General features: G+C 65.0%; 25 protein-coding genes. 11 read left to right on the top strand and 14 right to left on the bottom strand.

The window, feature by feature from the left end; all coding sequences use genetic code 11:
- Positions 1-114: 114 nt before the first annotated feature.
- Positions 115-921, top strand: a complete 807-nt coding sequence (locus ACZ1J6_RS10380; protein WP_465128080.1) for an enoyl-CoA hydratase/isomerase family protein — start codon at positions 115-117, stop codon at positions 919-921.
- A gap of 36 nt (positions 922-957) precedes the next feature.
- Here ACZ1J6_RS10380 and ACZ1J6_RS10375 read toward each other — a convergent pair whose 3' ends face one another.
- From ACZ1J6_RS10375 to ACZ1J6_RS10365, 3 genes are all read right to left on the bottom strand, one after another.
- Entirely contained in the window at positions 958-1,296 is a 339-nt protein-coding gene (locus ACZ1J6_RS10375) for a DUF4286 family protein (RefSeq protein WP_314468019.1), read from the bottom strand.
- Positions 1,297-1,414: 118 nt separating this feature from the next.
- The gene (locus ACZ1J6_RS10370; RefSeq protein ID WP_431566580.1) at positions 1,415-2,461 is read right to left on the bottom strand and encodes a helix-turn-helix domain-containing protein; all 1,047 of its coding nucleotides are present in this window, start codon (positions 2,459-2,461) and stop codon (positions 1,415-1,417) included.
- A gap of 211 nt (positions 2,462-2,672) precedes the next feature.
- Positions 2,673-4,013, bottom strand: coding sequence for an amidohydrolase family protein (locus ACZ1J6_RS10365; RefSeq protein ID WP_431566579.1), 1,341 nt, complete (start codon positions 4,011-4,013; stop codon positions 2,673-2,675).
- A 217-nt stretch (positions 4,014-4,230) separates the two neighbouring features.
- Between ACZ1J6_RS10365 and ACZ1J6_RS10360 the strand changes: the two genes are divergently transcribed.
- Complete coding sequence (locus ACZ1J6_RS10360; RefSeq protein WP_431566578.1) at positions 4,231-6,441, top strand: acyl-CoA dehydrogenase family protein; 2,211 nt, start codon at positions 4,231-4,233, stop codon at positions 6,439-6,441.
- A 13-nt stretch (positions 6,442-6,454) separates the two neighbouring features.
- The gene (locus tag ACZ1J6_RS10355; RefSeq protein WP_132262465.1) at positions 6,455-7,276 is read left to right on the top strand and encodes an enoyl-CoA hydratase/isomerase family protein; all 822 of its coding nucleotides are present in this window, start codon (positions 6,455-6,457) and stop codon (positions 7,274-7,276) included.
- A gap of 66 nt (positions 7,277-7,342) precedes the next feature.
- Here ACZ1J6_RS10355 and purQ read toward each other — a convergent pair whose 3' ends face one another.
- The gene (gene purQ / locus ACZ1J6_RS10350; RefSeq protein WP_132262463.1) at positions 7,343-8,020 is read right to left on the bottom strand and encodes a phosphoribosylformylglycinamidine synthase subunit PurQ; all 678 of its coding nucleotides are present in this window, start codon (positions 8,018-8,020) and stop codon (positions 7,343-7,345) included.
- Positions 8,020-8,253: a phosphoribosylformylglycinamidine synthase subunit PurS gene (gene purS / locus ACZ1J6_RS10345; RefSeq protein WP_132262461.1), complete on the bottom strand. Its 234-nt coding sequence runs from the start codon at positions 8,251-8,253 to the stop codon at positions 8,020-8,022. The genes purQ and purS overlap by 1 nt, the downstream gene beginning before the upstream one ends.
- A 194-nt stretch (positions 8,254-8,447) precedes the next feature.
- Between purS and ACZ1J6_RS10340 the strand changes: the two genes are divergently transcribed.
- Both ACZ1J6_RS10340 and ACZ1J6_RS10335 read left to right on the top strand, forming a co-directional pair.
- The gene (locus ACZ1J6_RS10340; protein ID WP_431566577.1) at positions 8,448-9,359 is read left to right on the top strand and encodes an SDR family NAD(P)-dependent oxidoreductase; all 912 of its coding nucleotides are present in this window, start codon (positions 8,448-8,450) and stop codon (positions 9,357-9,359) included.
- A gap of 74 nt (positions 9,360-9,433) precedes the next feature.
- On the top strand, positions 9,434-10,063 hold the full coding sequence (locus ACZ1J6_RS10335; protein WP_431566576.1) for a DUF4328 domain-containing protein: 630 nt from the start codon (positions 9,434-9,436) through the stop codon (positions 10,061-10,063).
- Between the two features lie 29 nt (positions 10,064-10,092).
- On the opposite strand, the gene ACZ1J6_RS10330 is transcribed toward ACZ1J6_RS10335, so the two are convergent.
- Genes ACZ1J6_RS10330 through ACZ1J6_RS10315 form a run of 4 tightly spaced genes read right to left on the bottom strand, consistent with a single transcriptional unit; the run spans position 10,093 to position 13,188 of the window.
- The gene (locus ACZ1J6_RS10330; protein ID WP_132262455.1) at positions 10,093-10,449 is read right to left on the bottom strand and encodes a DUF2794 domain-containing protein; all 357 of its coding nucleotides are present in this window, start codon (positions 10,447-10,449) and stop codon (positions 10,093-10,095) included.
- Between the two features lie 7 nt (positions 10,450-10,456).
- Positions 10,457-11,158, bottom strand: coding sequence for a serine O-acetyltransferase EpsC (epsC, locus tag ACZ1J6_RS10325; protein WP_132262453.1), 702 nt, complete (start codon positions 11,156-11,158; stop codon positions 10,457-10,459).
- Positions 11,159-11,202: 44 nt separating this feature from the next.
- Positions 11,203-11,844: a P-loop NTPase family protein gene (locus ACZ1J6_RS10320; protein WP_132262451.1), complete on the bottom strand. Its 642-nt coding sequence runs from the start codon at positions 11,842-11,844 to the stop codon at positions 11,203-11,205.
- A gap of 12 nt (positions 11,845-11,856) precedes the next feature.
- Positions 11,857-13,188 (bottom strand): heavy-metal-associated domain-containing protein, encoded by a 1,332-nt coding sequence (locus ACZ1J6_RS10315; RefSeq protein ID WP_134092791.1) that lies wholly within the window; start codon positions 13,186-13,188, stop codon positions 11,857-11,859.
- A gap of 215 nt (positions 13,189-13,403) precedes the next feature.
- Here ACZ1J6_RS10315 and purM point away from each other — a divergent pair, with 215 nt between their 5' ends.
- Positions 13,404-14,507 carry a phosphoribosylformylglycinamidine cyclo-ligase gene (gene purM / locus ACZ1J6_RS10310; RefSeq protein WP_134092790.1) on the top strand — a complete coding sequence of 368 codons (1,104 nt, stop codon included), beginning with the start codon at positions 13,404-13,406 and terminating at the stop codon, positions 14,505-14,507.
- 43 nt (positions 14,508-14,550) lie between these two features.
- Positions 14,551-15,453, top strand: coding sequence for a phosphoribosylglycinamide formyltransferase (gene purN, locus ACZ1J6_RS10305; protein ID WP_465128242.1), 903 nt, complete (start codon positions 14,551-14,553; stop codon positions 15,451-15,453).
- Positions 15,454-15,492: 39 nt separating this feature from the next.
- Here purN and ACZ1J6_RS10300 read toward each other — a convergent pair whose 3' ends face one another.
- The 5 genes from ACZ1J6_RS10300 to ACZ1J6_RS10280 form a co-directional block, all read right to left on the bottom strand.
- The gene (locus tag ACZ1J6_RS10300; protein WP_431566574.1) at positions 15,493-15,759 is read right to left on the bottom strand and encodes a YdcH family protein; all 267 of its coding nucleotides are present in this window, start codon (positions 15,757-15,759) and stop codon (positions 15,493-15,495) included.
- A gap of 114 nt (positions 15,760-15,873) precedes the next feature.
- Positions 15,874-16,119, bottom strand: coding sequence for a hypothetical protein (locus ACZ1J6_RS10295; RefSeq protein WP_132262443.1), 246 nt, complete (start codon positions 16,117-16,119; stop codon positions 15,874-15,876).
- 184 nt (positions 16,120-16,303) lie between these two features.
- A complete protein-coding gene (ndk, locus tag ACZ1J6_RS10290) occupies positions 16,304-16,726 on the bottom strand; it encodes a nucleoside-diphosphate kinase (protein WP_132262441.1) in 423 nt (140 codons plus the stop codon).
- A 146-nt stretch (positions 16,727-16,872) separates the two neighbouring features.
- Positions 16,873-17,310 (bottom strand): DNA polymerase III subunit chi, encoded by a 438-nt coding sequence (locus tag ACZ1J6_RS10285; RefSeq protein ID WP_431566573.1) that lies wholly within the window; start codon positions 17,308-17,310, stop codon positions 16,873-16,875.
- Positions 17,311-17,349: 39 nt separating this feature from the next.
- Entirely contained in the window at positions 17,350-18,813 is a 1,464-nt protein-coding gene (locus ACZ1J6_RS10280) for a leucyl aminopeptidase (RefSeq protein WP_132262437.1), read from the bottom strand.
- Between the two features lie 94 nt (positions 18,814-18,907).
- On the opposite strand from ACZ1J6_RS10280, the gene ACZ1J6_RS10275 reads away from it, so the two are divergent.
- The 4 genes from ACZ1J6_RS10275 to rsmA all read left to right on the top strand — a co-directional run bounded on the left by ACZ1J6_RS10275 (position 18,908) and on the right by rsmA (position 24,613).
- On the top strand, positions 18,908-21,211 hold the full coding sequence (locus ACZ1J6_RS10275; protein WP_134092785.1) for an LPS-assembly protein LptD: 2,304 nt from the start codon (positions 18,908-18,910) through the stop codon (positions 21,209-21,211).
- A 176-nt stretch (positions 21,212-21,387) separates the two neighbouring features.
- Complete coding sequence (locus tag ACZ1J6_RS10270; protein ID WP_431566572.1) at positions 21,388-22,737, top strand: peptidylprolyl isomerase; 1,350 nt, start codon at positions 21,388-21,390, stop codon at positions 22,735-22,737.
- Between the two features lie 20 nt (positions 22,738-22,757).
- Positions 22,758-23,789, top strand: a complete 1,032-nt coding sequence (gene pdxA / locus ACZ1J6_RS10265; RefSeq protein WP_431566571.1) for a 4-hydroxythreonine-4-phosphate dehydrogenase PdxA — start codon at positions 22,758-22,760, stop codon at positions 23,787-23,789.
- Entirely contained in the window at positions 23,786-24,613 is an 828-nt protein-coding gene (gene rsmA, locus ACZ1J6_RS10260; protein ID WP_314468047.1) for a 16S rRNA (adenine(1518)-N(6)/adenine(1519)-N(6))-dimethyltransferase RsmA, read from the top strand. The genes pdxA and rsmA overlap by 4 nt, the downstream gene beginning before the upstream one ends.

Raw genomic sequence — 24,613 nt, 5'->3', positions numbered from 1 at the left:
AGGTTTCGCCGGGGCGAAAGGTGATCGCGAAATGGGATTGCCCCTGCCTTCGCTGAACGGAGCGGTCTATCACCGCCAGGACGACAGCAAGAACCATTGGGAGACCTGACGAACATGAGCGCCATTCCGCCGCTGCCGAACCTGGCCACTATCGCCATGGCCCGCGAGGAACGCCTGCTGCGGATCACGCTCAACCGGCCGGAAGCGATGAATGCGGTCAACCTCCAGCTTCACGACGATCTGGCAGAAGCGCTGTGGTTCGCCCAGGGCGATCCGGGCTCCGACCTCGTGCTGCTGACCGGCGCCGGCCGTGCCTTCTCCGCCGGGGGCGACCTCGACCACATCGAGCATAATGCCCGCAACCCCCACTTCTTCGACCATGAGGCCCGCGTGGCGAAGCGCATCGTCTCGACCCTGCTGGATATCGACAAGCCCGTCGTCTGCCGGATGAACGGCCATGCCGTGGGCCTCGGCGCCACGCTGGCACTGCTCTGCGACGTGATTTTCGCTGCCGAAGGCGCGAAGATCGGCGATCCCCATGTCGGCCTTGGCCTGGTGGCGGGCGATGGCGGCGCGGTGATCTGGGCGCAGCGAATCGGCCTAACGAGAGCGAAGGAATACCTCCTCACCGGCGAACTGCTGACGGCTGCCAGGGCGGCCGAAATCGGGCTGATCAATCACTGCGTTCCGGCCGAGGAACTCGACGCCCGGGTGGATGCCTTCTGCGCGAAGTTGCTGGCCGGCGCGATGGTGGCGATCCGGGCGACGAAAGTCCTGACCAATCTCGAACTCAAGCGGCTGGCGGCGGCATTGATGGATGCCGGGATCGCCTATGAAAGCGTCTCCGTCCGCAGTGCCGACCATCTCGAAGGGATCGCCGCCCTGAAAGAAAAACGGCCGCCCCGCTTCAGCGGCCGCTGACACGCCTCGCGGCCGGGTGCCGCGAGGCTGCGGCAGTCACGCGGCAGGGGTTACCCGGTCGCCCCTTTCGGTGAACAGTGCGGTGTAGCAAGTGCCCATGTCCTGCGCGTCGCTCTGCGTGAGCTGGCCGGCAGCCGTGGCCTTGCCGATCGCGCCCAGCAGCGCCATCGGATCGTCTGTCTCGATGTCGTAGATCGCGAGATAGGGGTTGCTGTCGTTGCCGACGAGCCGGGCGACCAGTTCGTAACGCTGGGCACCGGTCATGCCGAAGGTGTTCACCAATTCCGGCAGGTGATTGTTGTCGTACCAGTGGTGATAGTCCTCCTCACGCCCTGCCTTGGGGGTCGTGAGGGCGATCAGCTTGTACTTGGGCATTGTCGTGCTCTCCCGTAGATCCGATTGCATCGGTATGCCGCCAGCTTCGACTACGGACATGACGAGGCGCAAGCGCAGCGACGTCCCTTGCGCATAGATCGCTCTGGCGTTTGCGCGGCTATTGAAGGAGCAGGCTGGCGCGCGGCAGGCCTGCAAATGGCTCGTTCACCGAACGTGCCGCGGCAGGAGCTGGCAAAGCAGCCACACCGCCGCCCTCGCCGCGATATTCTCGGGGGTTCAATCCGAACACGCGCTTGAACATGCGGCTGAAATGCGCCGGGCTCTTGAAGCCTACGCCATAGGCAATCTCGCTGATCGAAATGTCCCGCGGATCGCTCTTGCCCAGCCAGTCCTTCGCCTTTGCCAGCCTCTGCTCCCAGACCAGTTCCGAGAACGAGGTTTCGCGCAGGCGCAGCAGGAACGAGAGGTAGCGCGGCGAAATCCCGCAACCCCTGGCCACCATCGCCGTGGAAAGCTGCGGGTCCGAAAGGTGCACCTCGATGAAGCGCAGGACTTCCTCCAGACGGCGGTCGGCAATCGACTGGCGAGAGGGTTGCAAGGCACATAGGGCGCGCATGGCATTGGCGACCAGACCGATCGCGGTATCCATCAGCAGGCGCGCCGAACTCTCGCCCAGACGCCCTTCATCGGCGAAGACCTCGCCCAGCATCCGCTCGGCCATGGCCAGTTCCGGCCGGCCACCCGCCACCACCAACCCCGCGCCAAGGTCCTGCGCGATAGAGGAGCGCAGCACATGGGTGGGCATGGTGACGTGGAGGCTCTCGTGGCTGTCCTCGTCCTTGCGGCATTCGATGAGAAACGGCGTCATCGAACGCGTCACCAACAAGTCTCCCGGCCGCGCCAGCTTGCCGCCGAACTGGTCGGAATAGGACAGCGCCCCCCTTCGCACGAACCACAGGATCGAAAGATCGGTCGCATCTTCTCGGATATGCTGGCGGGACCGCCGGAAGAACAGGTTGCTGGCCGAGCGCTGGCGAATGATCGACATGGCCCCCACGGCCTTGCGCTCCGATCGGACATCGACAGTGCCCACATCCTCCACCCAGAAATCGCCGCTATAGTATTCCTGTTCGCGGGCGCCCCTGAACACCTGCTGGCAATCGCGGTAGTTGCGCCCGTCGAGCGCAAACAAGGTTTCCGTCATGACCCTCTCCCCGGGTATGAACGCCGGATCGAGCCCGGCCTGCGCCCCGCCGGTTCGAACCGGTCTGTGGGCGCGGATGAAATTATCATCAACCGGCTCGATCAATTCCGCTTTTCGTACGCCAAGGCCCGGCGTCCCTGCACATATCGCCCCCGCGCAAAATCTCGCACAGGGCTTGCAGGCGAGCAGGAACGCCGGATCGAGCCTGCGATCAGGCCTCCTGTTTCTGCATCCGGGCCGTGCGGTCGGTATCCTCATGCCGCATGAACATCTTCATGATGTCGCCCGAGGTGACCGGACGGGTATCGCCTTCCTCCACCGGACGCTCACCTGCAGATGACTTCGGACCGGTATCCACGCCCGCCGCCTTCGCCTTCTCGCGCAGCGCACCGACCGTCAGTTCCGCGCGCGTGAAGTGCTGGAACGGATCGAAGCGGAACCAGCGCATGGCATTCCCGTGCGTGATCTTGTCGATCTGCGCGTCGGTCAGATGGTTGATCGAGGGCCAGAGGTTTTCGGGCACTTCCGGCCAGAGCGTGTCGGAGTGCGGATAGTCGCATTCATAGGCGATGTTGTCCTCGCCGATGAACTGGATGTTCTGCAGGCCGAAGGCATCGTCGATGAAGCAGTTCAGGAAGTGCCGCCGGAACATCTCGCTGGGCTTCATCTTCTGGAAACGAGAGTTGGTCCAGGCCTTGTGCCGCCAGTTCGAGAAGTCCGCCCGCTCGGTGAAGTAGGGCACCCAACCGATCGAGCCTTCCGAAAGCGCGATGCGCATGTCGGGATAGTGATGCAGCGCCTCAAGCTGGAGCCAGTCCGAGGCGGCATAGGCGATCGACATCGGCATGGTCGAGATCCACGCCTCGATCGGCGTTTCCATCGAGGCATGGGGCGCCGGATTGCCGCCGCCGATGTGGATGCAGATCGTCATGTCGAGATCGTTGATCGCCTTGTAGAACGGATCCCAATAGGCGTTGTGGATGCTCGGCAGGCCCTGACAGGTGGGGTTCTCGCTGATCGAGACGGTGTGGCAGCCCTTGGCCGACACGCGCTTCATCTCGGCGATGGTGGCGTCCATGTCCCAGGTCGGAAGGATCGCGCAGGGGATGAAACGCCCCGGATAGGCGCCGCACCACTCGTCGATATGCCAGTCGTTATAAGCGCTTACATGGACTTTCGCGAGTTCGCGATCGGGCACGCGGTGGAGGCGGCCGCCGGCAAAGTCGAACACCGAACCGAAGTTGAGCGACGAGGCGACGCCGTTGACGTCCATGTCCTTGATGCGTTCGTGCACGTCATAGCAACCGGCGCGAAGCTGATCGAGCGAGGTCGGCTCCATGCCGTATTCCTCGAAGGGCCGGCCGACCACGGCATTCAAGCCAACCGAGGGGAACTTCATCCCCTGATAGACCCACAAGTCCTTGCCGTTCTCGTCCTGGATCAGCTTCGGCGCCGAGTCGAGCGCGGCGCCGGAAAGGTGGTTCTGGAACAGATCCGGCGGCTCGCTGATATGATCGTCGACGCTGATCAGCACCATGTCGTTCATTTGCATGACGGCACTCCCAAAGTTGCCGGGCCGGATCGGCTGCCGGCGGGCGCATCTTTAACGGCGCCTTGACCGGGGAAGCTACGCCTCCCCTCCCCAGGCGGCCAGCACGCGTTTCCAGCTATCGCGCCCGCGATTGCGTGGGCCGGGCGATTGAACGGGGCGACGAGGTATGATGTTGACGAGGAAACACGAAAACCAAAAGCCCCGGGAAAAGCCTGAAATGAACTTCGACCTCACCGACGAACAGGGCATGATGCGCGACACGTTCGCGCGCTTCCTCGACGAGCATTCCAGTTCCACGCGCGTGCGCAAGGCGCAGGAATCCGGCGGCTTCGATCCCGAAATGTGGTCGGGCCTTGCCGAACTCGGCGCTTTTGCGATGCGCGTGCCTGAAGAGGCGGACGGCATGGGCCTCGGCCTGTTCGACGCCGGTCTGCTAATGGAAGAGGCGGGCCGCACGCTCGCCTCCGGTCCGCTGGCCGAAGCTCTGGTGGCAACGCGCGTGCTGGGCCTGCTGGGCGGCCAGGAAGACCTTCTGGCAAACGCAGTCGGCGGCGAAGCGGTGGTCACCATCGCCATGCAGGATATCGCACAGTTCCCCAGGCAATGGGTCGCTGGCGGTCTGGTTGCCGACGCTGTCGTGGCCCGCAAGGGTGACGAGATCGTACTCGTCACGGTGCCCGCCGATGCACGCATGGCCGAGCCGACTCTGGCCTCCACGGCTATCGCCGACCTCGATCTCTCCGCCCTGCCCGTAACCGTGCTTGGCAGCGGGGACCCGGCGCTCGCGACTTTCGCCGCCGGTCTCGAGGAATGGAAAATCCTGATCGCACTCGCGCTCTCCGGCCTCAGCCGGGCGGCGCTGACGATGGCGGCGGAATATGCCGGCGAGCGCAAGGCATTCGGCGTGTTCATCGGCACTTTCCAGGCCTTGTCCCATCCGATGGCGGACCTGATCTGCGAGATCGATTCCGCCAAGTTCCTCGCCTGGAAAGCCATGCGCTCGATCGCCGACGGCGAGGCGGCCGCCGGCGCGCAGGTCTCGCTGGCCGCGTGGTACGCCTCCGGCGCGGCGGGCCGCACCGTGCGCCATGCCGTGCAGACCTTCGGCGGCATCGGCCTCACCACCGAGCATGACGTCCACCTCTACAACTTGCGCGCCAAGGCGTGGCCGCTGGTCGCGGGCGATCCCGAGGACTGGCTGGCAGAGGCCGGCCGCCGCCTCTACGCCGACGAAAAAGCCAGCCTTCCCGATGTGGGCGAAGTTCCGGTCGAGTTCGATCTGGGCGAGGATGCCCGTGCGATCCAGCAGGAAATCCGCACCTTCTTCGCCAGCAACGTCACTGACGAACAGCGCGAGAAGTTTCACTTCTCATGGGAAGGCCACAACCCGGTCATCCACAAGCAGCTGGTCGAGGCGAACCTTGCCTATCTCCAGCTTCCCAAAGATGTCGGCGGACGCGGCCTCAGCCCTTATGCAGTGACCGGCGCCCGCGAGGCTTTCGAGGAAGAGGGCTGGAACAATCCTGTCGCCAATGTCGCGCAGATGGTGGCGCTCATCATGTACCGCTTCGGCACCGAGGACCTGAAGCGCGACGTGCTGTCCAAGGTCATGGCGGGCGATGCGATCTGCTCGCTCGGCTACTCCGAACCGGGATGCGGCTCGGACGTCTTCGCCGCGCAGTGCAAGGCCACCCGGCTTGAGGACGGCTCCTGGCGGATCGATGGCACCAAGATGTGGACGAGCGGCGCCAACCTTACCGATTATGTGCTGATGCTCTGCCGCACCGATCCCGACGCGCCGAAGCACAAGGGGCTGACGATGTTCATCGTGCCGCTCAAGGCCGAAGGCGTCACGATCCAGGCCGTCCATACGTTCATGGACGAGCGCACCAATATCACGTTCTACGACAACGTCAGGATCCCGGACACCTGGCGCCTGGGAGAGATCAACGCCGGAGGCCGCACCATGGCGGCCAGCCTCGAACTCGAACATGGCGGCGGCTTTGCCAAAGTGCAGCGCGCGATGCTCGAAAACGCGGTCGAACTCTGCGAGGAAATCCCGGTGGCGGGCGGCGGCAAGCTGATCGATACGCCCAAGGCCCAGATGCGACTGGCCCGCACGTATGCCCATGTCATCGCCTCCGAAATGATCGCCTATCGCGCCAACTGGACGCAAGTCCACGGCAAGGGCAACGGCGCCTATGGGCCGATGGCGAAGATGTTCTCGTCCGAACTCTTCATCACCGACTCGCGCGATCTGCTCGATCTGACGGCGCCCTATTCGCTGGCCAAGCGGAAGGGCGCGGCCAATGCGCTCAATCTCGCCTATCGCCATGCCCATGGGACGACCATTTACGGCGGCACCAGCCAGGTGCACCGTTCGATGATCGCTGAAAAGGGCCTCGGCCTGCCGCGGTCGCGTAATTGAGGAGGTGGAAACCATGACCGACGAAGCACCGCACCTGCTCACCGAAGACGTGGACGGCATCCTGATCGCCACGCTCAACCGGCCCGATAAGCTCAACGCCATCAGCCGGCAGATGATGGACCTCCTGACCGAGGCCGTGCTGCGCTTTCGCGAAACGCCCGAGCTGAAAGTCATGCTCATCCGCTCGGCCGGGCGCTATTTCAGCTCCGGCGCGGACTTGCGCGGCGGCAATCAGAACATCGTCTCGCCCGTCTCCACCGGCGGCAGCGCGCGCGGTATTCGCGAGAACCACCGGCTCAATCTCAACAACATGCAGCAGCTCTGGGATGAGATCGAGCATATCGAGAAGCCCTTCGTCGTCGCACATCACGCGATGTGCGTCGGTGGCGGGCTGGAGATGAGCCTCTCGTGCGATTTCCGCCTTGCCGCGAAGAGTGCAGCCTATGCCTTCCCGGAAGGCCTGTTCGGCGTACTTCCGGCCTCGGGGGGTGTCTCGCGCCTCACCCGCATCTGCGGCCCGCACTGGGCGCGCTGGCTGATCATGGCGAACAAGCCCGCACCCGCCGACATGGCTCTCACCATGGGGCTGGTCCATCAGGTCTATGAAGACGAGACGTTCGAGGCGGATGTCATGGAATTCTGCCGCCACCTGGCCAGGCAGAACCCCGAGCAAATGGGCGCCGCCAAGGTCGCCATCGAACTCAGCGCCGAAGTCGGCCGCGACAGCGCGCGCCACATCGAGCGCATGGCCAACAGCGCGCTGATGCTCAACCCCGATTACATCCGGGGCATGGAAGAATATCTGAAGGGCGTCGGCGGCAAAGCGAAAGCCTGACGCCCAGCGAGCCTATCAGCGGGGACCTTGGGCCATGGCGAACCATGGCCCATCGATCCGGAAGCCTCAGGCCCCGACCATCCCGCGAATGGCGCTTTCGAACAGCGCGCGGCCGTCGGTGCCGCCGTGGATGCTTTCGATCGCGCGCTCGGGGTGCGGCATCATGCCCAGCACGTTGCCGGCCGCATTGAGCACGCCGGCGATCTGGCGCGCCGAACCGTTGACGTCTTCGGCGTAGCGGAAGGCCACGCGGCCCTCGCCTTCAAGGCGGTCCAGCGTTTCCTCGTCGGCATGGTAGTTGCCGTCGTGATGCGCCACCGGCACGCGAATGTGCTGACCCGCTTCGTATCCCGAAGTGAACAGCGACTGGGCGTTCTCGACCTTGAGCGAGACTTCGCGGCAGACGAAGCGAATGCCCGAATTGCGCAGCAGGGCGCCCGGCAGAAGACCGCTTTCGGTCAACACCTGGAAGCCGTTGCAGACGCCGAACACCGGCACGCCGCGATTGGCAGCCGCGACGACGGCCTGCATCACCGGCGAACGCGACGCGATCGCGCCGCAGCGCAAGTAGTCGCCGTAGGAAAAACCGCCGGGCAGGCCGATGAAATCGAGGTTTTCCGGCAGTTCGGCATCGCCGTGCCAGACGCGGATGCATTCGGTCCCCGAAATCTTCTCCAACGCCACCGCCAGGTCGCGGTCGCAGTTGGAGCCCGGGAACGTGACGACAGCGGAGCGGAAGGCCATCAGGCGACCTTCTCGATGCGGTAGTTCTCGATCACCATGTTGGCGAGGAGCTTCTTGCACATGTCGTCGATGGCTTCGTCGCTGACCGTGTCTGCAACGTCCAGCTCGAAGAGACGGCCGGCACGCACGTCATTGACGCCGGAGAAGCCCAGGCCTTCGAGCGAGTGGTGGATCGCCCGGCCCTGCGGGTCGAGGACACCAGGCTTGAGGCTGACGTGGACGCGGACTTTCATCGCAGGGCCTTTCGCTTATCGGCGCAGATTCGTTTCACAGCGCCTATGGCCCCGGACACGCGCCGGGGCAAGGTTTGAGAGTCGTCCCCGCGAATGCGGCGCCGAGACGCCTTCCACCATGCATTTGGCCATCATGCACTTGGCCACGAAAGTCGCGATTGATGCGCCTCGCGCAACCTGCCATTTCTTTCTCCATGCAGGAATTCATCTCTTTCGCCGGCCAGGTCGCCGTGGTCACCGGTGCCGGTCACGGGCTTGGTCGCGCTTATGCACTGGAACTAGCGCGGCGCGGCGCGAGAGTGGTCGTGAACGATCTCGGCACCGATCGCGGCGGCGCGGGCCATTCCGAGGCCGCCCTTGCCGTGGTCGATGAGATCAAAGCTCTGGGCGGAGAGGCCATGGCCGATGGCGGCGACGTTTCCGACTTCGCCCAGATGGAGGCCCTGGCCGCTCGTACCCGCGAAAACTGGGGCGGCATCCATATCCTCATCAACAACGCCGGCATCCTGCGAGACCGCACTTTTGCGAAGATGGACATGGCCGACTTCGAACGCGTGGTGCGGGTCAACCTGCTCGGCAGCGCCTTTGCCACGAAAGCCGTGTGGGAGATCATGCGGGAGCAGAACTACGGCCGCGTGTTGATGACCACCAGCTCCAGCGGCCTCGGCGGCAATTTCGGCCAGGCGAATTACGGCGCCGCCAAACTCGGCGTGCTCGGCCTGGCGCGGACCTTGCGGATGGAAGGCGCGAAATACGACATCCGGGTCAATTCGCTGGCACCCACTGCCGGCACGCGCATGACGGCCGATATCTTCCCCGATGAAGCCTATCACGCGTTCCGGCCGGAAGCCGTCGTCCCGGCCGCGCTGTTCCTCGTTTCCAGGGACGCACCCAACGATGCCATCGTTGGCGCCGGCGGCGGCGTGTGCCAGAGCGCCTTCGTGACCATGAACGACGGCGTTCTGCTGCCATCGGAACAGCTGACCGTGGAGTCGTTCGCCCAGGCCTGGCCCCGCATAGCCGACCGGCGCGGAGACCGAATCCTCGAAACGGGAATGGATCAGGCTCATCATGCCTTGTCGATGCTTCTGAAATCGCAGAATTAAATCCGCGAAAGTCGGTTGACCGCGGGACTGCCTCTTGTACGGCCACCCCTCTGGATATTCGGGGGGACGAAGCCATGCAGGAAGACGAGCTTGAAAGAGGACTGATCTCGCTGCGGAGACGGGAAACCGGCCTGCGCTTCGTCATCGGTGCTTATCTGGCCTGCACCGCGGCGACCCTCATCCTGTGGGGATCCGTCATCGGCCGAGGTCTTGACCAGGAGGGAGACCATCCGCTCGTTCTGGCAGCCGGCTTCTCCGGACTGGCCTATGCGCTGTGCTTCGTCGCCAGTGTGATCGCTGTCTGCCTCTGGGTCCACCGCGCCCATGCCAACCTCTTCGCCGCCGGGATCGAAGGGCTGGAGTTCAAGCCGAACATGGCGGTGGGCTGGTACTTCATTCCCTTCGCGTTCTGGTTCAAGCCGTTCCAGGCCATGCGCGAACTGTGGAACGCCAGCCATCTCGCGAACGAAAACCAGCCTGCCAGGACCGAGCGGATGCTGATCGCCTGGTGGTCCTGCTGGGTCCTGGGGAATCTGATCGCCAACGGCAGCACCACCATCGGCGACATCACCAGCCCCATCACCGTACTCGATCTGACAGGCTATGGGTTCCATCTCGTGGCCGGGGCCACGCTGCTGCTGATCGCCAATGCCATCACGAAAGCACAGGCTTCCGAGATGAGCGTGCATCACGCCTTCGCCTGACCCTCAGCAGCGCAAGATCGTTCGAAGGCTCAGTCTTCCACGATCTTGAGCAGCTTGCGCTCCAGCGGGCTGAGAATGCCGGCCAGTTCATGACCGCGCTTGAGCACCTGGCCGGCTTCTCCGAACAGCGTCCACATGCCCTGCTTGCTGCGCAGGGACGGCCGCTTTTCGACCCGGGCCTGAGGCCTTTCCGCAGCGCGGCGGAAGGCTGAAAAATTCGCCGCTTCCTTGCCGAAATCCATGGCGTAGTCGCGCCAGATCCCGGCGGCGACCATGCGGCCGTAAAGATCGAGGATACGTTGCAGCTCCAGTCGGTCGAACCCCACCTGAAGCGGGATGCGTCCCGGAAAAGCGACGACGCTTCCGGTCCCGGTAATGGAAGACATCCGCCCGTCAGACACCCTTCACGGCCGGTTCGACTTGCTTTTCCTCTTCGAGGCGGTGCAGCAGCGTGTCCACTTGCGCCCGGAGCGCCGCGACCTGCTCTTCCAGTTCGTCCACTCGCTGGCTGCCCACCGGCTCGCACGGCTCCTTGCAGGGCGTGCCGTAAGGCATGAATTCCTTGGCGTAAGTCTCCGCCTTGACGAGCGTGGAGCGTGCCTTGACGCCGATCATGGTCGCACCTTCCGGCACGTCTTCGGTAACGACAGCGCTGGCACCCACGCGGGCACGCTTGCCCACCGTGACCGGACCGATGATCTGTGCGCCGGAGCCGACGATCACATTGTCCAGCAAGGTCGGATGCCGCTTGCCGCCCTTGCCGTTGGTCGGGTTCGAGCCGCCGAGCGTCACGCACTGGTAGATCGTCACATTGTCGCCGATGATGGCGGTTTCCCCGATCACGGTGAAACCGTGATCGATGAAAAAGTTACGGCCGATCGTGGCACCGGGGTGAATGTCGATGGCGGTCAGGAACCGCGATATGTGGTTCACCACGCGGGCCAGGAAAAACAGGTCCGCCCGGAACAGACGGTGCGCGATCTTGTGGAAGAACAGCGCCCATACGCCCGGATAGAGCAGGACTTCCCAACGCGATCGCGGCGCGGGATCACGCGCGACCACAGAGTCCAGATAGCGGACCAGATTACCCAGCATCGCGCGAATCTCCCATCAATCGGCCCGCAAAGCAAGCCATGAGGTCATGAGGCTTTCGGCTCGTCGCCGTTGAGGTCCATCGTCCACTTCAACTCGGAAAGCGCTTCACGCCAGATCGCCAGGGTCGGCGGCTGCTTGCGCTCCAGACTGAGACGGTCGATGGCGGCGACCAGTTTTTCGACGCCCACATGGCTACGTTCGCAACGCGGTACAAGATAGTCGGTTGCAGAAGGATCCAGAGACAGCCCGCGCATCTGGGCATGGACGTCGATCAATTCGCCCAGCATTTCCGCATCGGGCGCTCCAATTTCCAGTTCAAGCGCCGCGCCGAGCCGCGATCCGAGGTCCGGCAAAGTCACCTGCCAGCGATCCTCGCCCGACCCGCGCCGCCGACTGGAAATGATCAGCAGCGGCCGCGCGCGTTCCTGGGCGCGATTCCAGCTGTGAAAGACGATGTCCTCATCCAGGCGGTCGGCGTCGTCGAGGGCATCGCCATGGCCCGATTCGACGAACCAGCGCGCCAGCAGCGATTTGCCCGAACGCGGGGGGCCGGACAGGATGGCGCTGTGAAACGGCCAGGTGCCCGGCTCCAACAGCGCATCGATCGCCTGTGCGTTGGCATTGCCGACGACAATGCGCGGCGGGCTGTCGCTCGCGGCCGACAGCGGAAGTGCGATCTGCTTCATCACCGGGAGGACCTAGCGCGTGATCCTCAGCGCGCCGCCGCCGCTCGTCACCTTCCAGCCCTGCCCGCGCAGAGCCGAAGCGAGCCGCTCGCCGCCGCCTTCGACGGTCACGCGCATCACTGAAGTGCCGCCGACGGCCAGGCTGACCGTGGCTGCGCCGCGCACACCCGGCACACCCCGAACCGCCGCGAGCGCCGCATCGACAGCCGCCGCGTCAGGCGAGGCGAACTGTACCGAAACGGTCTCGACCGGGGCCGTGGGCACCAGCGACGGCACCGCGGCGGGCGCCTCCGTCTGCGAGGGAAGAGGCAGCGGCGCGAAAGCGTCTCCGCCCTTGGGCATCAGCTTCTGCCGCAGTTCGGCGAAGGCGCGGTCAAGCACCTGCCCGCTGGTCGTCAGCGTGGCATCGGGCCGCAATTCACCCCCGGAAAGCGCATCGCGATAGAGGCCATCCATACGCTGGACCGCCTTGTCCAGCATGGCCGGCAGTTCCTGCTCGCTGGCAGCATCGAGTTCGAACGTGCCGAGGAACGTATTGTCGGGGCCGTAGCGCGCCGTGAAGGTGCCGTGGATCGGACCACCGGGCCATTGCCGTTCGAGCCGGGCATAGGGCACCAGCACATCGGCAGCGTCGAACTGGTTGAGAACATTGCGCCACCACAGACGGCTGCGGCGCGATGCCTGCCCGGCCGTGAGGATCAGCGATTCTCCGCCCGCGCCCACCGGGCGGACATAATCGATGGGGCTCTGCGAAGCCTGGAATTCGGCCCAGGCACGCTGCCAGGGGCCGCGCACCTCGAATACCTGCTGCACGCCGCCCGAATAGAGCACGGGAAGCACCAGCATCGGCGCCGAACGGATCGTCGCCCCGCCGGCGCCGACATATTGTCCTGCGCGCGCCTTGCTGAAGATGACGCCCAGCGTCGCGATGTAGCGCCGCGGGCCGACCTGTTCCTGGCCGATGACGACCGAGGAAACCATGGCGTCGATCGATTCGACCGGCATGTCCGGTCCGCCGAGCTTCTTCCAGGCTTCCTTCTCGGCCTGCTTCCAGCCTTCCAGGCGCGCATCCGCACCGGTCTTGGCGGTAACGTCGACCTTGATGCCGTTGACCTGGATGTCTTCGGAGTTGGCGAGCGGAGCGATGCCGCGATCGCCCTCCACTTGCGCCACGAGTCGATAGCCGCCCACCGCTCCCGCAGCGAGAATCGCGGCACCGCCGGCCATGAGGGCCATACGGCGCACCGAACCGTCGCCGGAGCCGCGCGAACGGGTCAAGGCCAGGCCCCAGGTGAGGCCCTTGCCGGCCACGCGCCGGATATTATGGGAAAACGCTATCGCCATCATCAAACCGATGGGCCTTTTGCCCAAACCGATCCGGAAAACCAAGTCGTAATCCGAAGGCTCGCACAGTTGTATTGCCGAGCGATGCGCAAATTGGCGGAAGCCTGCCGACAAAGGCCGTCAAAGAATGCGGGAGACAAAGTTTCCGCCCGATTTGTTGCCCGGATTCGCGCCTCGGGCGTGACAGCAAGGCGTTTGCGCACTATGCGCGCGCAATGTCCGACGATAACACCCCGAAGAGCTATTCCTACGAGCAGGCCGGCGTCTCCATCGCCGCCGGCAACGCGCTGGTGAAGGCCATCGCCCCGCTCGCGAAATCCACCGCGCGCCCCGGCGCCGATGCGGAGCTGGGAGGCTTCGGCGGTTTCTTCGATCCGCGCGCGGCCGGCTACAAGGACCCGCTGCTGGTCGCCGCCAACGACGGCGTGGGCACCAAGGTCAAGCTCGCCATCGATCATGATCGCCATGACCACATCGGTATCGACCTTGTCGCCATGTGCGTGAACGACCTTATCGTCCAGGGCGCGGAGCCCCTGTTCTTCCTCGATTACTTCGCCACCGGAAAGCTGGAGAACGGCGTCGCCGAGCGTGTCGTGGCCGGTATTGCCGACGGTTGCCGCATCTCCGGCTGCGCCCTGATCGGCGGCGAGACCGCGGAAATGCCGGGCATGTATGCCGCCGGCGACTACGATCTTGCCGGCTTCTGCGTCGGCGCCGTGGAGCGCGGCGAGCAGCTGACCGGAGACAAGGTAGCCGATGGCGACGTGCTGCTGGGCCTGGCTTCGTCGGGCGTGCACTCGAACGGTTACTCGCTGGTCCGCCGCCTGGCCGAGGACAAGGGCTGGAAGCTCGACCGTCCGGCGCTGTTCGATTCGGACACGCTGCTGATCGACGCGCTGATCGCGCCTACGCGCATCTACGTTAAGAGCCTGCTGCCCTTCATTCGCTCGGGCCGCATCAACGCCCTTGCCCACATCACCGGCGGCGGCCTGCTTGAGAACATCCCGCGCGTCCTGCCCAAGGGTCTCCACGCCCGCATCGATGCCGGTGCCTGGGAACAGCCGCGCCTGATGGCCTTCCTCCAGGCCCAGGGCCATATCGAGCCGGCAGAAATGGCTCGCACCTTCAACTGCGGCATCGGCATGGTTCTGGCCGTGCCGGCCGAAGAAGCCGCCGCGCTCAAGACCGAGCTGGAAGCCGCCGGCGAAACCGTTTTCGTCATCGGCATCATCGAGGAAGGCGACAAGGGCTGCACCGTGCAGGGCGCCGCCGAAGTCTGGTCCGCGCGCGAGGACTGGGAGGCCGTCCATCTTGCCTGAGAAGGCAAAGGTCGCCGTCCTGATATCGGGCAGCGGCACCAATATGGCCGCCCTGCTCTATGCCAGCCGCGCCGAGGACTGTCCCTACGAGATCGTCCTCGTCGCCAGCAACAGGCCGGATGCGGGCGGCCTCGCCCTGGCAGCGGCCGAGGGCGTCGCCACTTTCGCGCTGAGCCACAAGGGTCTCGGCCGCGACGAGCATGACGCAGCGATGGACGCGGCGATCCGCGAATCCGGCGCCCAATGGGTCGCACTCGCGGGCTACATGCGGATCCTCACCGAGGGATTCGTGGGCCGGTGGAGCGGCCGGATGGTCAATATCCACCCGTCGCTCCTGCCGAAATACACCGGCCTCCACACCCACCAGCGCGCCATCGAGGCGGGGGACAGCCATGGCGGAGTCAGCGTCCACCTGGTCATTCCCGAGCTGGACGAAGGCCCGATCCTGGGCCAGATCCCGGTCGCGATCGTTCCGGGCGACACGGCAGAGGCGCTCGCCTCCCGTGTGCTGATCGCGGAACACCAACTCTACTCGCGTTGCCTGGCCGCTCTGGTCGTGCGCGAATCGAGCCCGGAATGGCTGCTCGAACGCATTCGCGAACGCGCTATGGCCCTGCCCGAAGCCGATGAGATCCAGAGCCATGGCATGCCCTGCTTCGGCGTGATCAAGGGCAAGAAGTTCGCTTACTTCACGTCGAATCACCACGCCGACGGGCGCACGGCGCTGCTGGTGAAGATCAGCGGTCCCGACGAACAGGCGATGCTGATCGAGGGGGATGAAGACCGCTATTTCCGCCCGGCCTATTTCGGCGACGGCTGGATCGGCATCCGCCTGGACCTTGGCCAGAACGACTGGGATGCCATCGGCGGATGGCTGGCGCGTTCCTGGCGGGCGATCGCACCGAAGAAGCTAACCGCCCTGATCGACGCGGCCGACCAGTTCTGATCCTTCGAAGGCTCCGGCAGGAGCCGCTGCGACCTGAACTCAGGCGCCCACCGCCCCTGCATCGCGGATCATCCGGCCAAGCTGGTCGAGCAGACAGAGGCGCTCCTTCTTGAGTTCCTCCAGCCGCATGTCCGACGCGGCCTCGATCTCCGATTCGACGCGCTGGATCGCGCCGTTCACTTCGTCATAGCGGTCGGCAAGCACAGCAAAGTGCCCGCGCGTCGCCTTGAGATGGCGCAGGATCTCGAGATCGTCCGGAAACTCGGAGGCAAGATCGTGGGGCTTGTGACCATGGACCTGTGACATCGGCTCTCCTCTTGATTCGAAACGAATGAAGGCGTGTTCCTGAGCTAGTCTCTCTCGTCCGAACCCGCCTTGCGCCAGATCAAGGCAGCGGCGGCCCCTCGGAATTCGGGTTCATCAGATTTCGGAATAGTCGACTTGCGGCCGGCTTTCGCGCGTGCCCCGGTAACGCTTCTCGGGTTCCTGAGGATCCCCCGCGATCAGAACATAATCGTCATGGACTTCGATCAGCGTGCCGACGAAAGGAAACCCTTCGAGACTGCCGCCCACGCGGTAGCTCACGGTGTCGCCCACCTTGAAGGTCTTCTCGTCGAAATTGAACTCGAACGGACAGACTTCGCCCGTATCGCCCATGCCCTGCATGTCTGCTCTCCTCTTCCGGGCGGCAATCTAGCGCAGAAGCGGAATAGGCCAAATCGAAAAGCACAAACCTCCGCCGCTGGTACGATTGCGACCGGGGACGTTGGTTTTGGGCGGTTCGGCAAGCCCGAAACAAAAAGGCCGCCCTTTGGGGGCGGCCTTTTCAATGTCAATCGAAGCGCGTGCTTCAGCCGACGAGTTCTTCCGGCTTGAAGAAATAGGCGATCTCGATCGCGGCGTTCTCGTCCGAGTCCGAACCGTGGACCGAATTGGCTTCGATCGATTCGGCGAAGGTCTTGCGGATGGTGCCCTCGGCAGCGTCGGCCGGGTTGGTGGCGCCCATCACGTCGCGGTTGCGCTTCACGGCGTCTTCGCCTTCGAGCGCCTGCACGACCACGGGACCCGAGATCATGAACGAGACGAGGTCGTTGAAGAAGGGACGTTCCTTGTGAACGGCGTAGAAGCCTTCAGCCTGTTCCTGCGTCATCTGGATGCGCTTGGAGGCGACGACGCGCAGGCCGGCTTCCTCGAGCATCTTGGTCACGCCGCCGGTCAGGTTGCGGCGAGTGGCGTCGGGCTTGATGATCGAAAAGGTGCGGGTAACCGCCATGGGATGTTCCTTGCAAACTGTAGGGCGAAAAGGGTTATGGTTCTTGCGCGCGCCACTAGCCGGGAACCGGCTTCATCGCAAGGCGCAGGCGATTAACTTACGGTCGTTCCGGATCAACTTCGGCGCGAGAGCCTATCGGCTCGGGATCACCCCGCCTGGACCCAGCGGCCGCCGTCCTGCTTCCAGTAATGATGCTCGACGCCTTCTCTGCCGCGCAGTGCGCGCCAGGTGTCGCGCGCGTGCTGGAGCGTCGATTCGTCGAACAGGAAGAAGGTACGCTCGAAAGCCTCTTCCCCTTCCCGCCACTGGCCATCGGCAATGGCCATGAACCTGGCGCCGTTGGCCGGTTCGGGCGCGTCGGAAATGAGGATCGGCTGCCGATCCTCGCTGCCGTCGCCCGCGAAGCCACTGGCCAGGAAACTCTCCGGCCCGGCCGACCAGAGCGCCTGGCAGATCCGCTGGCGCTGGCCGAGGTCGGCGGAGACGACGAGCAGACGCTCGCCATTCCCCGCCACCTTGCCGGCGATCAGCGCAAGCGCGCTTTCGGCGGGGTCACGACTGAGCTGGTAGAAATCCACGCGCATCGCCGTGTCCCCGCCTTTGCCTTACGCTTCGCCTTTGCCTTACGCTTCGAGGGTGTCGCGAACGAAACGGTCGAGCAGGCGTACGCCGAAGCCCGAAGCGCCCTTGTCCCAGGTCGCGCCCGGCTTGTCGGTCCAGACGGTGCCGGCAATGTCGAGGTGGGCCCAGGGGGTGTCGTTCTCGATGAAGCGCAGCAGGAACTGCGCCGCCGTGATCGAGCCGCCGAAGCGCGGGCCGACGTTCTTGATGTCGGCGATCGGGCTGTCGATCATCTTGTCGTAGTTCGGGCCCATCGGCATGCGCCACAGGCGGTCACCCGAAGCGTCGCCCGCTGCGTTGAGCTGGCCGGCGAGTTCGTCGTTGTTCGAGAACAGGCCCGCATATTCATGCGCCAGCGACAGGATGATGGCGCCGGTCAGCGTGGCGAGATCGACGACCTTGGCCGGCTTGTATTCGCGCTGCACCCAGGTGAGCGCATCGCAGAGAACCAGGCGGCCCTCGGCGTCGGTGTTGATCACTTCGATGGTCTGGCCCGAGAGCGAGGTGACGACGTCACCGGGGCGCTGGGCATTGCCGTCGGGCATGTTTTCCACAAGGCCGCAGACGCCGACCACATTGGCCTTGGCCTTGCGCAGCGCGAGCGCGAGCATGGTGCCGGCCACCGCACCGGCGCCGCCCATGTCCCACTTCATGTCTTCCATGCCGGCTGCCGGCTTGATCGAGATGCCGCCGGTGTCGAACGTCACGCCCTTGCCGACGAAAGCCACGGGTGCTTCACCCGCGGTTCCGCCCAGCCACTCCAGCACGAGCAGGCGCGCGGGACGCACCGAGCCCTGGGCCACGCCGAGCAGCGAACCCATGCCGAGGTCGGCCATTTCCTTCTCGTCGAGCACGCGGACCTTGAGGCCGCTGCCTGCATACTTCGCCTCGCAGCGCGCGACGAAGGATTCGGGATAGATCACGTTGGCGGGCTCGGTCACCAGTTCGCGCGTGAACGACACGCCGGCGACGATCGCCTGCTCGACCGCCCAGACCGCCTCGGTGCCTTCCGGCGCACCGATCACGGCGATGTCCACGAGGCTGGGCTTGGCATCGTCGGCCAGCTTGGTGCGGTAGGTGTCGAGACGCCATCCGCGCAGCACCGCGCCAAGCAGCGCACCGGCAGCTTCTTCGGCCGAAAGGCCCGCGCCGGTCAGGTCCAGGGTCAGCGCCGTCTCGCCCGAGGTCAGGTACTTGCCGACGACAGCCGCACCGGCGCGCTCCACGGCGCCCTTGCGGTCTTTCGCATCGGCCGCGCCGATACCGGCCAGCACCGCGCGCACGACTTTGCCGTCACGCTCTACGAAGCCTTCGAACACCTGTCCGGCCTTGCCGGCGAAACGCGATGCCTTGGCGCCTTCGGCAAGGACCTGCTCGATGTCGGCGGGAATCGAATCCTGATTCACGAAGCGGGCGACGAGACGCGCCGGGGCGGCTGCAGCAGCGTCAAGGAACTGGATATTCATGGGATCTCCTGAATCACGTGGGCGAGCGCCGATGTTGTGCGCTTCGCCGCAACAGCGGATTGCAGTTAGGCACAGGCGGTGCGATAGGCAAGTGATGCTCCCTGCCGTGCCGACCCTGCTGCAAGCCCCCATTCGCCGCTTGCGACCCGTTTCGCTGAGCGTCATGGCCCTCGGAATCGCCGCCTTCGGCCTGCCTTCGCTCGCCTGGGCGCAGGACGTTTCGCGCCCCGTCGACACCGGGCCGATCGAAGGCGCCCCTGCCGCGCCCCCGGCGTCGACGGACGACAACGTGCCGATCGCCTTCGAGGCGGACACCGTCGAATACGACCAGAACGACGAATTCGTGACGGCGACAGGCAATGTCGTGCTGCGCAAGGACCGGCAGTCCGTTCGCGCCGACAAAGTCACCTGGAACCGCAAGACCGGCCAGATCATCGGCAACGGCAACGTCCGCATGGTCGATCAGGACGGCAACCAGCTCTATACCGAAAGCGTCGAGCTGACCGACGAGCTCAAGACCGGCATGATGGAGAACCTGCTGCTGGTCATGCGCCAGGGTGGCCGCCTCGCCGCCAGCAAGGGCGAGCGCATTGCCAACGGCGACGTCGTCCTCCAGCATGCGGCCTATACCGGCTGCGCCGTCGAGAACGACGAAGGCTGCCCCAAGAAACCGACATGGCGCGTGGTCGCCAAGACGGTGGTCTATAGCGAGACCCAGAATCGCGTCCGCTTCAGCGATGCCCGGCTCGAACTGTTCGGCCTCGTCCAGCTTCCGCTGCTGGGCCTTTCTGTCAGCACCAACGGCGGCGCCGTCTCGGGCTTCCTGGTGCCCGACTTGCGGTCGAGCCCGTCGAACGGCATCGAAGTCGCGCAGTCCTATTACTGGAAACTTGCGGAAAACCGCGATCTCACCGGCTCGCTCCACGCCTATACCAAGGCGGCGCCGATGGCCTCGTTCCAGTACCGCGCGCTGACCGACATCGGCGCCTACCAGATCACCGGCTATGCGACTTCCAGCAATCGCATTCCGATCAACAGCAGCAATCCGGATCCCAACCGCGAACGCGCCTTCCGCGGCTATATCTTTGCCAACGGTAAGTTCCAGCTCGACGAGAACTGGAGCATCACCGCCTCGATCCGCCGCGCCACCGACCGCACATTTGTGCGCCGCTACGACATCTCGCGCGACGACCGCCTGCGCTCCTCGATCGAGGTCGAGCGGATCGACCAGGACAGCTACTTCTCGTTCTCGGGCTATGCGACGCAGACCCTGCAGTCTAGCCGCGACCAGGGGCAGATCCCGGTCGCCTTCCCGGTGCTCGACTATCGCCATCGCTTCGACGAATCGCTGCTGGGCGGCAAGATCGAAACCCAGGTCAACACCCTGGGGATCACCCGCGTCGACGGACAGGACACCCAGCGCGCCTTCGCCAGCACCCAGTGGTCGCTGCGCAAGCTGACGGGCATGGGCCAGGAAGTGACCTTGACCGGGCTCGTGCGCGGCGACGTCTACCACTCGGACGAAAACGAACTGTCCACCACCGCGCTCTACCGCGGCCAATCGGGTTGGGAAGGCCGCGGCATCGCGCTGGCGGCGGTCGACGTGAAATGGCCGCTGGTCGGGCAGGTCTTCGGCGGCAGCCAGGTGCTGACCCCCCGCGTCCAGCTCGTCGCCACGCCCAGGATCAAGAACCTCGCGATCCCGAACGAGGATTCGCGGGCGATCGAACTGGAAGATTCCAACCTCTTCGCGCTCAATCGCTTCCCCGGCTACGATCGGTTCGAGGACGGCGTGCGCTTCACCTACGGTTTCGACTGGATGTTCGAGCGCCCGCGCTGGCGCATCAAGTCCACGATCGGCCAGTCGATCCGCCTCAGCAACAAGCCCTCGATCCTGCCCGACGGCACCGGCCTTGCCAGCAAGACCTCGGACATCGTCGGCCGCACCGAAGTGCGCTATCGCAATTTCTTCAACATCATCCACCGCTACCGTGTCGACAAGGACACGCTAGCGGTACGCCGCAACGAGTTCGACATCTCTCTGGGCAACAACCAGACCTACCTCGAACTCGGCTATACCAAGCTGAACCGCGACATCTCGATGGACATCGAGGATTTGAAGGATCGCGAGGAAGTGCGCGCGGCCGGACGCGTGGCCTTTGCCAATTACTGGTCCGTGTTCGGGTCGGCTTCGGTCAACCTGACCGACCAGAACGAGGATCCTATCTACGGTTCGGACGGGTTCCAGCCCCTGCGCTCGCGCCTGGGCATGGCCTACGAAGACGACTGCCTCCAGATTTCGTTCACCTGGCGGCGGGACTACGTGACCTTCGGCGATGCGCGGAAGGGCAACTCATTCCAGCTGGGCTTCGCGCTCAAGAACATCGGCGCCTGGTAAAATCGGTCATGGCTGAGGAGCACAGGCGCGGGCGTTGGCACCGCGGACCAAAGCGGCTATCGGACGTGCTCAGTTTCGGTTAAGCCGCGTGCCGACATAGGGCCGGGAAGCTCCCTCGGCGAATTCTCCATCGAGCGGCATCGGCCGGACGGGTCGAATACGGGATACAGGTCAAGGTGAAAGCAATCCAACGCAACAAGTTCATCAAGCGCGCGGCTCTTGCCTGCGGCGCCGTGGCGGCGACGCTTTCGGCCCACGCTGCTTTCGCCCAGTCCGCCCCCCAGGGCGAGATCGTCATTCCTGACGACGTGAAGATCTTCGGTAACGACAATCCCAACCTGCGCCGCGCGACGGCGGTGGTAAACGGCTCGGTCATCACCGGTACCGACGTCGACCAGCGCCTCGCCCTGATCCTTGCCGCCAACCAGGGCAAGATCAGCGAGGAAGAACAGAAGCGCCTGCGCCTTCAGGTGCTGCGCAACCTGATCGACGAAACGCTCCAGATCCAGGAAGCCAAGGCTGTCGAAGTCTCGGTGGACGATGCCGAGGTAGACCAGTCCTACGCCCGCGTCGCTTCGCAGAACTTCAATCAGAACACCCAGGCGATGGACGCCTATCTCAAGCGCGTCGGCTCCTCGCCGGATTCGCTGAAGCGCCAGATCCGCGGCGAACTTTCGTGGCAGCGCCTGCTTCAGCGCAATGTGCAACCGTTCATCAACGTCTCCGACGATGAAGTGAACGAAGTGATCGACCGCCTCAAGGCGTCGAAGGGCACCGAGGAATACCGTCTGGGCGAGATCTACCTCGCCGCCACGCCGGAATCGCAGCAGCAGGTGGCAACCAACGCCAACCAGATCATGCAGCAGCTGCGCCAGGGCGGCAGCTTCGTGGCCTATGCCCGCCAGTACTCGCAGGCATCGACCGCTTCGGTCGGCGGCGATCTCGGCTGGGTGCGCCTCGGCCAGCTTCCGGGCGAAGTCTCGGAAGCGGTGCGCGACATGCAGGCGGGCCAGCTTGCCGGTCCGATCGAGATTCCGGGCGGCTTCGACATCGTCTACCTGATCGACAAGCGCCAGGTCCTCACCGCCGATCCGCGCGACGCCGTGCTGGCGCTCAAGCAGATCTCGCTGGAATTCCCCAAGGGTATCAGCGAAGCGCAGGCCAATGCCAAGGCCGAGAATTTCGCCAAAACCATCAAGACGGCCAAAGGCTGCGGCGATGTGGAAAAGGTTGCCGCCACCATCGGCGCGCAAGTCGTTGCCAACGACCAGGTGAAGGCCCGCGATCTGCCCGGCCCGATCCAGTCCTCGATCCTGACCCTGTCGCCCGGCGAGACCCTGCCGCCCTTCGGCTCGCTTGCCGAGGGCGTGCGCATCCTGATGCTCTGCGGCCGCGACGATCCGCAAGTCGAATCCGGCCCGAACTTCGAGCAGGTCATGGCGCAGATGGAAGACGACCGCGTCAACAAGCGCGCGCAGATGTACTTGCGCGACCTTCGCCGCGATGCGGTGATCGAATACAACTGACGAACAAGGGGGCGGCACCGATGGCGGCCAATACCAACGGCGCGCCGCCCCTCGCGGTTTCGCTGGGAGACCCGGCAGGAGTCGGACCGGAGCTTTTTGCCCAGGCCTGGGCGGATCGGCACGAAGCAGGATTGTCGCCGTTCTTCGCGGTCGGCGGCGCCGAAGTGCTCAAGGCGGCCGCGCGGAGCCGGGGCTTCGAACTGCCCATAGCCCGCATTGCCAGCGCCGACGAAGCCGCCGCCGTGTTCGGTGCTGCATTGCCGGTTCTGGGCGACGAGGATACGGCCGCCGTGTTCGGCCAGCCCGATCGAAGCGGTGCCGCCCTCGCCCTCCATTCATTGACCCGCGCCACGCAGCTCGCCCTTGCAGGCGAGGCCGGCGCCGTCGTCACGGGGCCTATCGCCAAGTCGAAACTTGCGGAAATCGGCTTTTCGCAGCCCGGCCAAACCGAATTTCTCGCCGATGCCTGCGGCGTTGCCCATGGCGATGCCGTGATGATGTTGGCCGGCCCGAACTTGCGCACCGTGCCGCTGACCGTGCACGTCGCCCTTTCGCAGGTGCCCGCGCTGGTCACGCGCGCCTTGATCGAGAGCAAGGCCCGCATCGTCGCGCAGGCGCTTCGCCGCGACTTCGGGCTATCGCCGGCCCGCCTCGCCATCACCGGTCTCAATCCCCACGCCGGGGAAGACGGCCGCATGGGCCGGGAAGAAATCGAGACGATTGCCCCCGCCATCGCCGCGCTCGCCGCCGAGGGACTGGCCGTAACCGGCCCGCACCCCGCCGACGCCCTGTTCGCTGCGCATGAGCGCGGCAAATTCGACGTGGCGCTCTGCATGTATCACGACCAGGCCCTGGTGCCGATCAAGACGCTGGACTTCGATGCCGGCGTCAATGTTACGCTGGGCCTGCCGATCGTACGAACCTCACCCGATCACGGGACGGCCTTCGGCATCGCCGGGCAGGCCGTGGCCAGTGCCGGAGCCACTATCGCCGCCCTTCGCATGGCCGGGGAATGCGCCGCGCGCAGGCGCCTGCCGGAGACCACTGCATGACTGCCGAACTGCCTCCCCTGCGCGAGGTCATCGCCAAGCACGGCCTTTCGGCCTCCAAGGCGCTCGGCCAGAATTTCCTGTTCGACGAGCAGTTGCTCGATCGGATCGCCGCCATTCCCGGCGGCCTTGAGGGGCAAAAAGTCCTGGAAGTCGGCCCCGGCCCCGGCGGCCTGACGCGCGCCCTGCTGCGCGCCGGCGCTGAAGTGACCGCGATCGAAATGGACCGTCGCTGCCTTCCCGCCCTGGCGGAAGTGGAAGCGGCCTTCCCGGGCAAACTGAAGGTCATAGAGGGCGACGCCATGAAGTTCGCGCCCGCCGACTTGTTCGACGGGCCTTATGCGGTGGTGGCCAACCTGCCCTACAATGTCGGCACCGCGCTGTTCATCGGCTGGCTTTCAGGTCAGGCCTGGCCGCCTCAGTGGTCCTCGCTGACTCTGATGTTCCAGGAAGAAGTCGCCCGCCGCATCGTCGCGGAGCCGGATACTTCGGCTTATGGGCGGCTGGCCGTCCTGGCGCAGTGGCGCGCGAAACCGAAGCTGGCGATGAAAGTTCATCGCAGCGCTTTCACGCCGCCGCCCAAGGTGATGTCCGCCATCGTCCATGTCGTTCCCGGCGAGGCGCCCGAGGGCGTTTCGATGCGGGTGCTGGAGCGCGTCACGGAAGCCGCATTCGGCCAGCGCCGCAAGATGCTGCGTCAGAGCCTGAAAGGCGTGATCGGCGCGCTGGATGCCCTGGAGCGACTCGGTATCGATCCGCAACGGCGTGCCGAGACTTTATCGGTGGCGGAATTCGTCAGCATAGCGCGGGAACTGACGCCGAACTGA

This window comes from Novosphingobium sp. BL-S-21, assembly GCF_055521655.1.
Note: the sequence above shows the minus strand (reverse complement) of the source record. Positions and strands in the feature narration are given on the sequence as shown.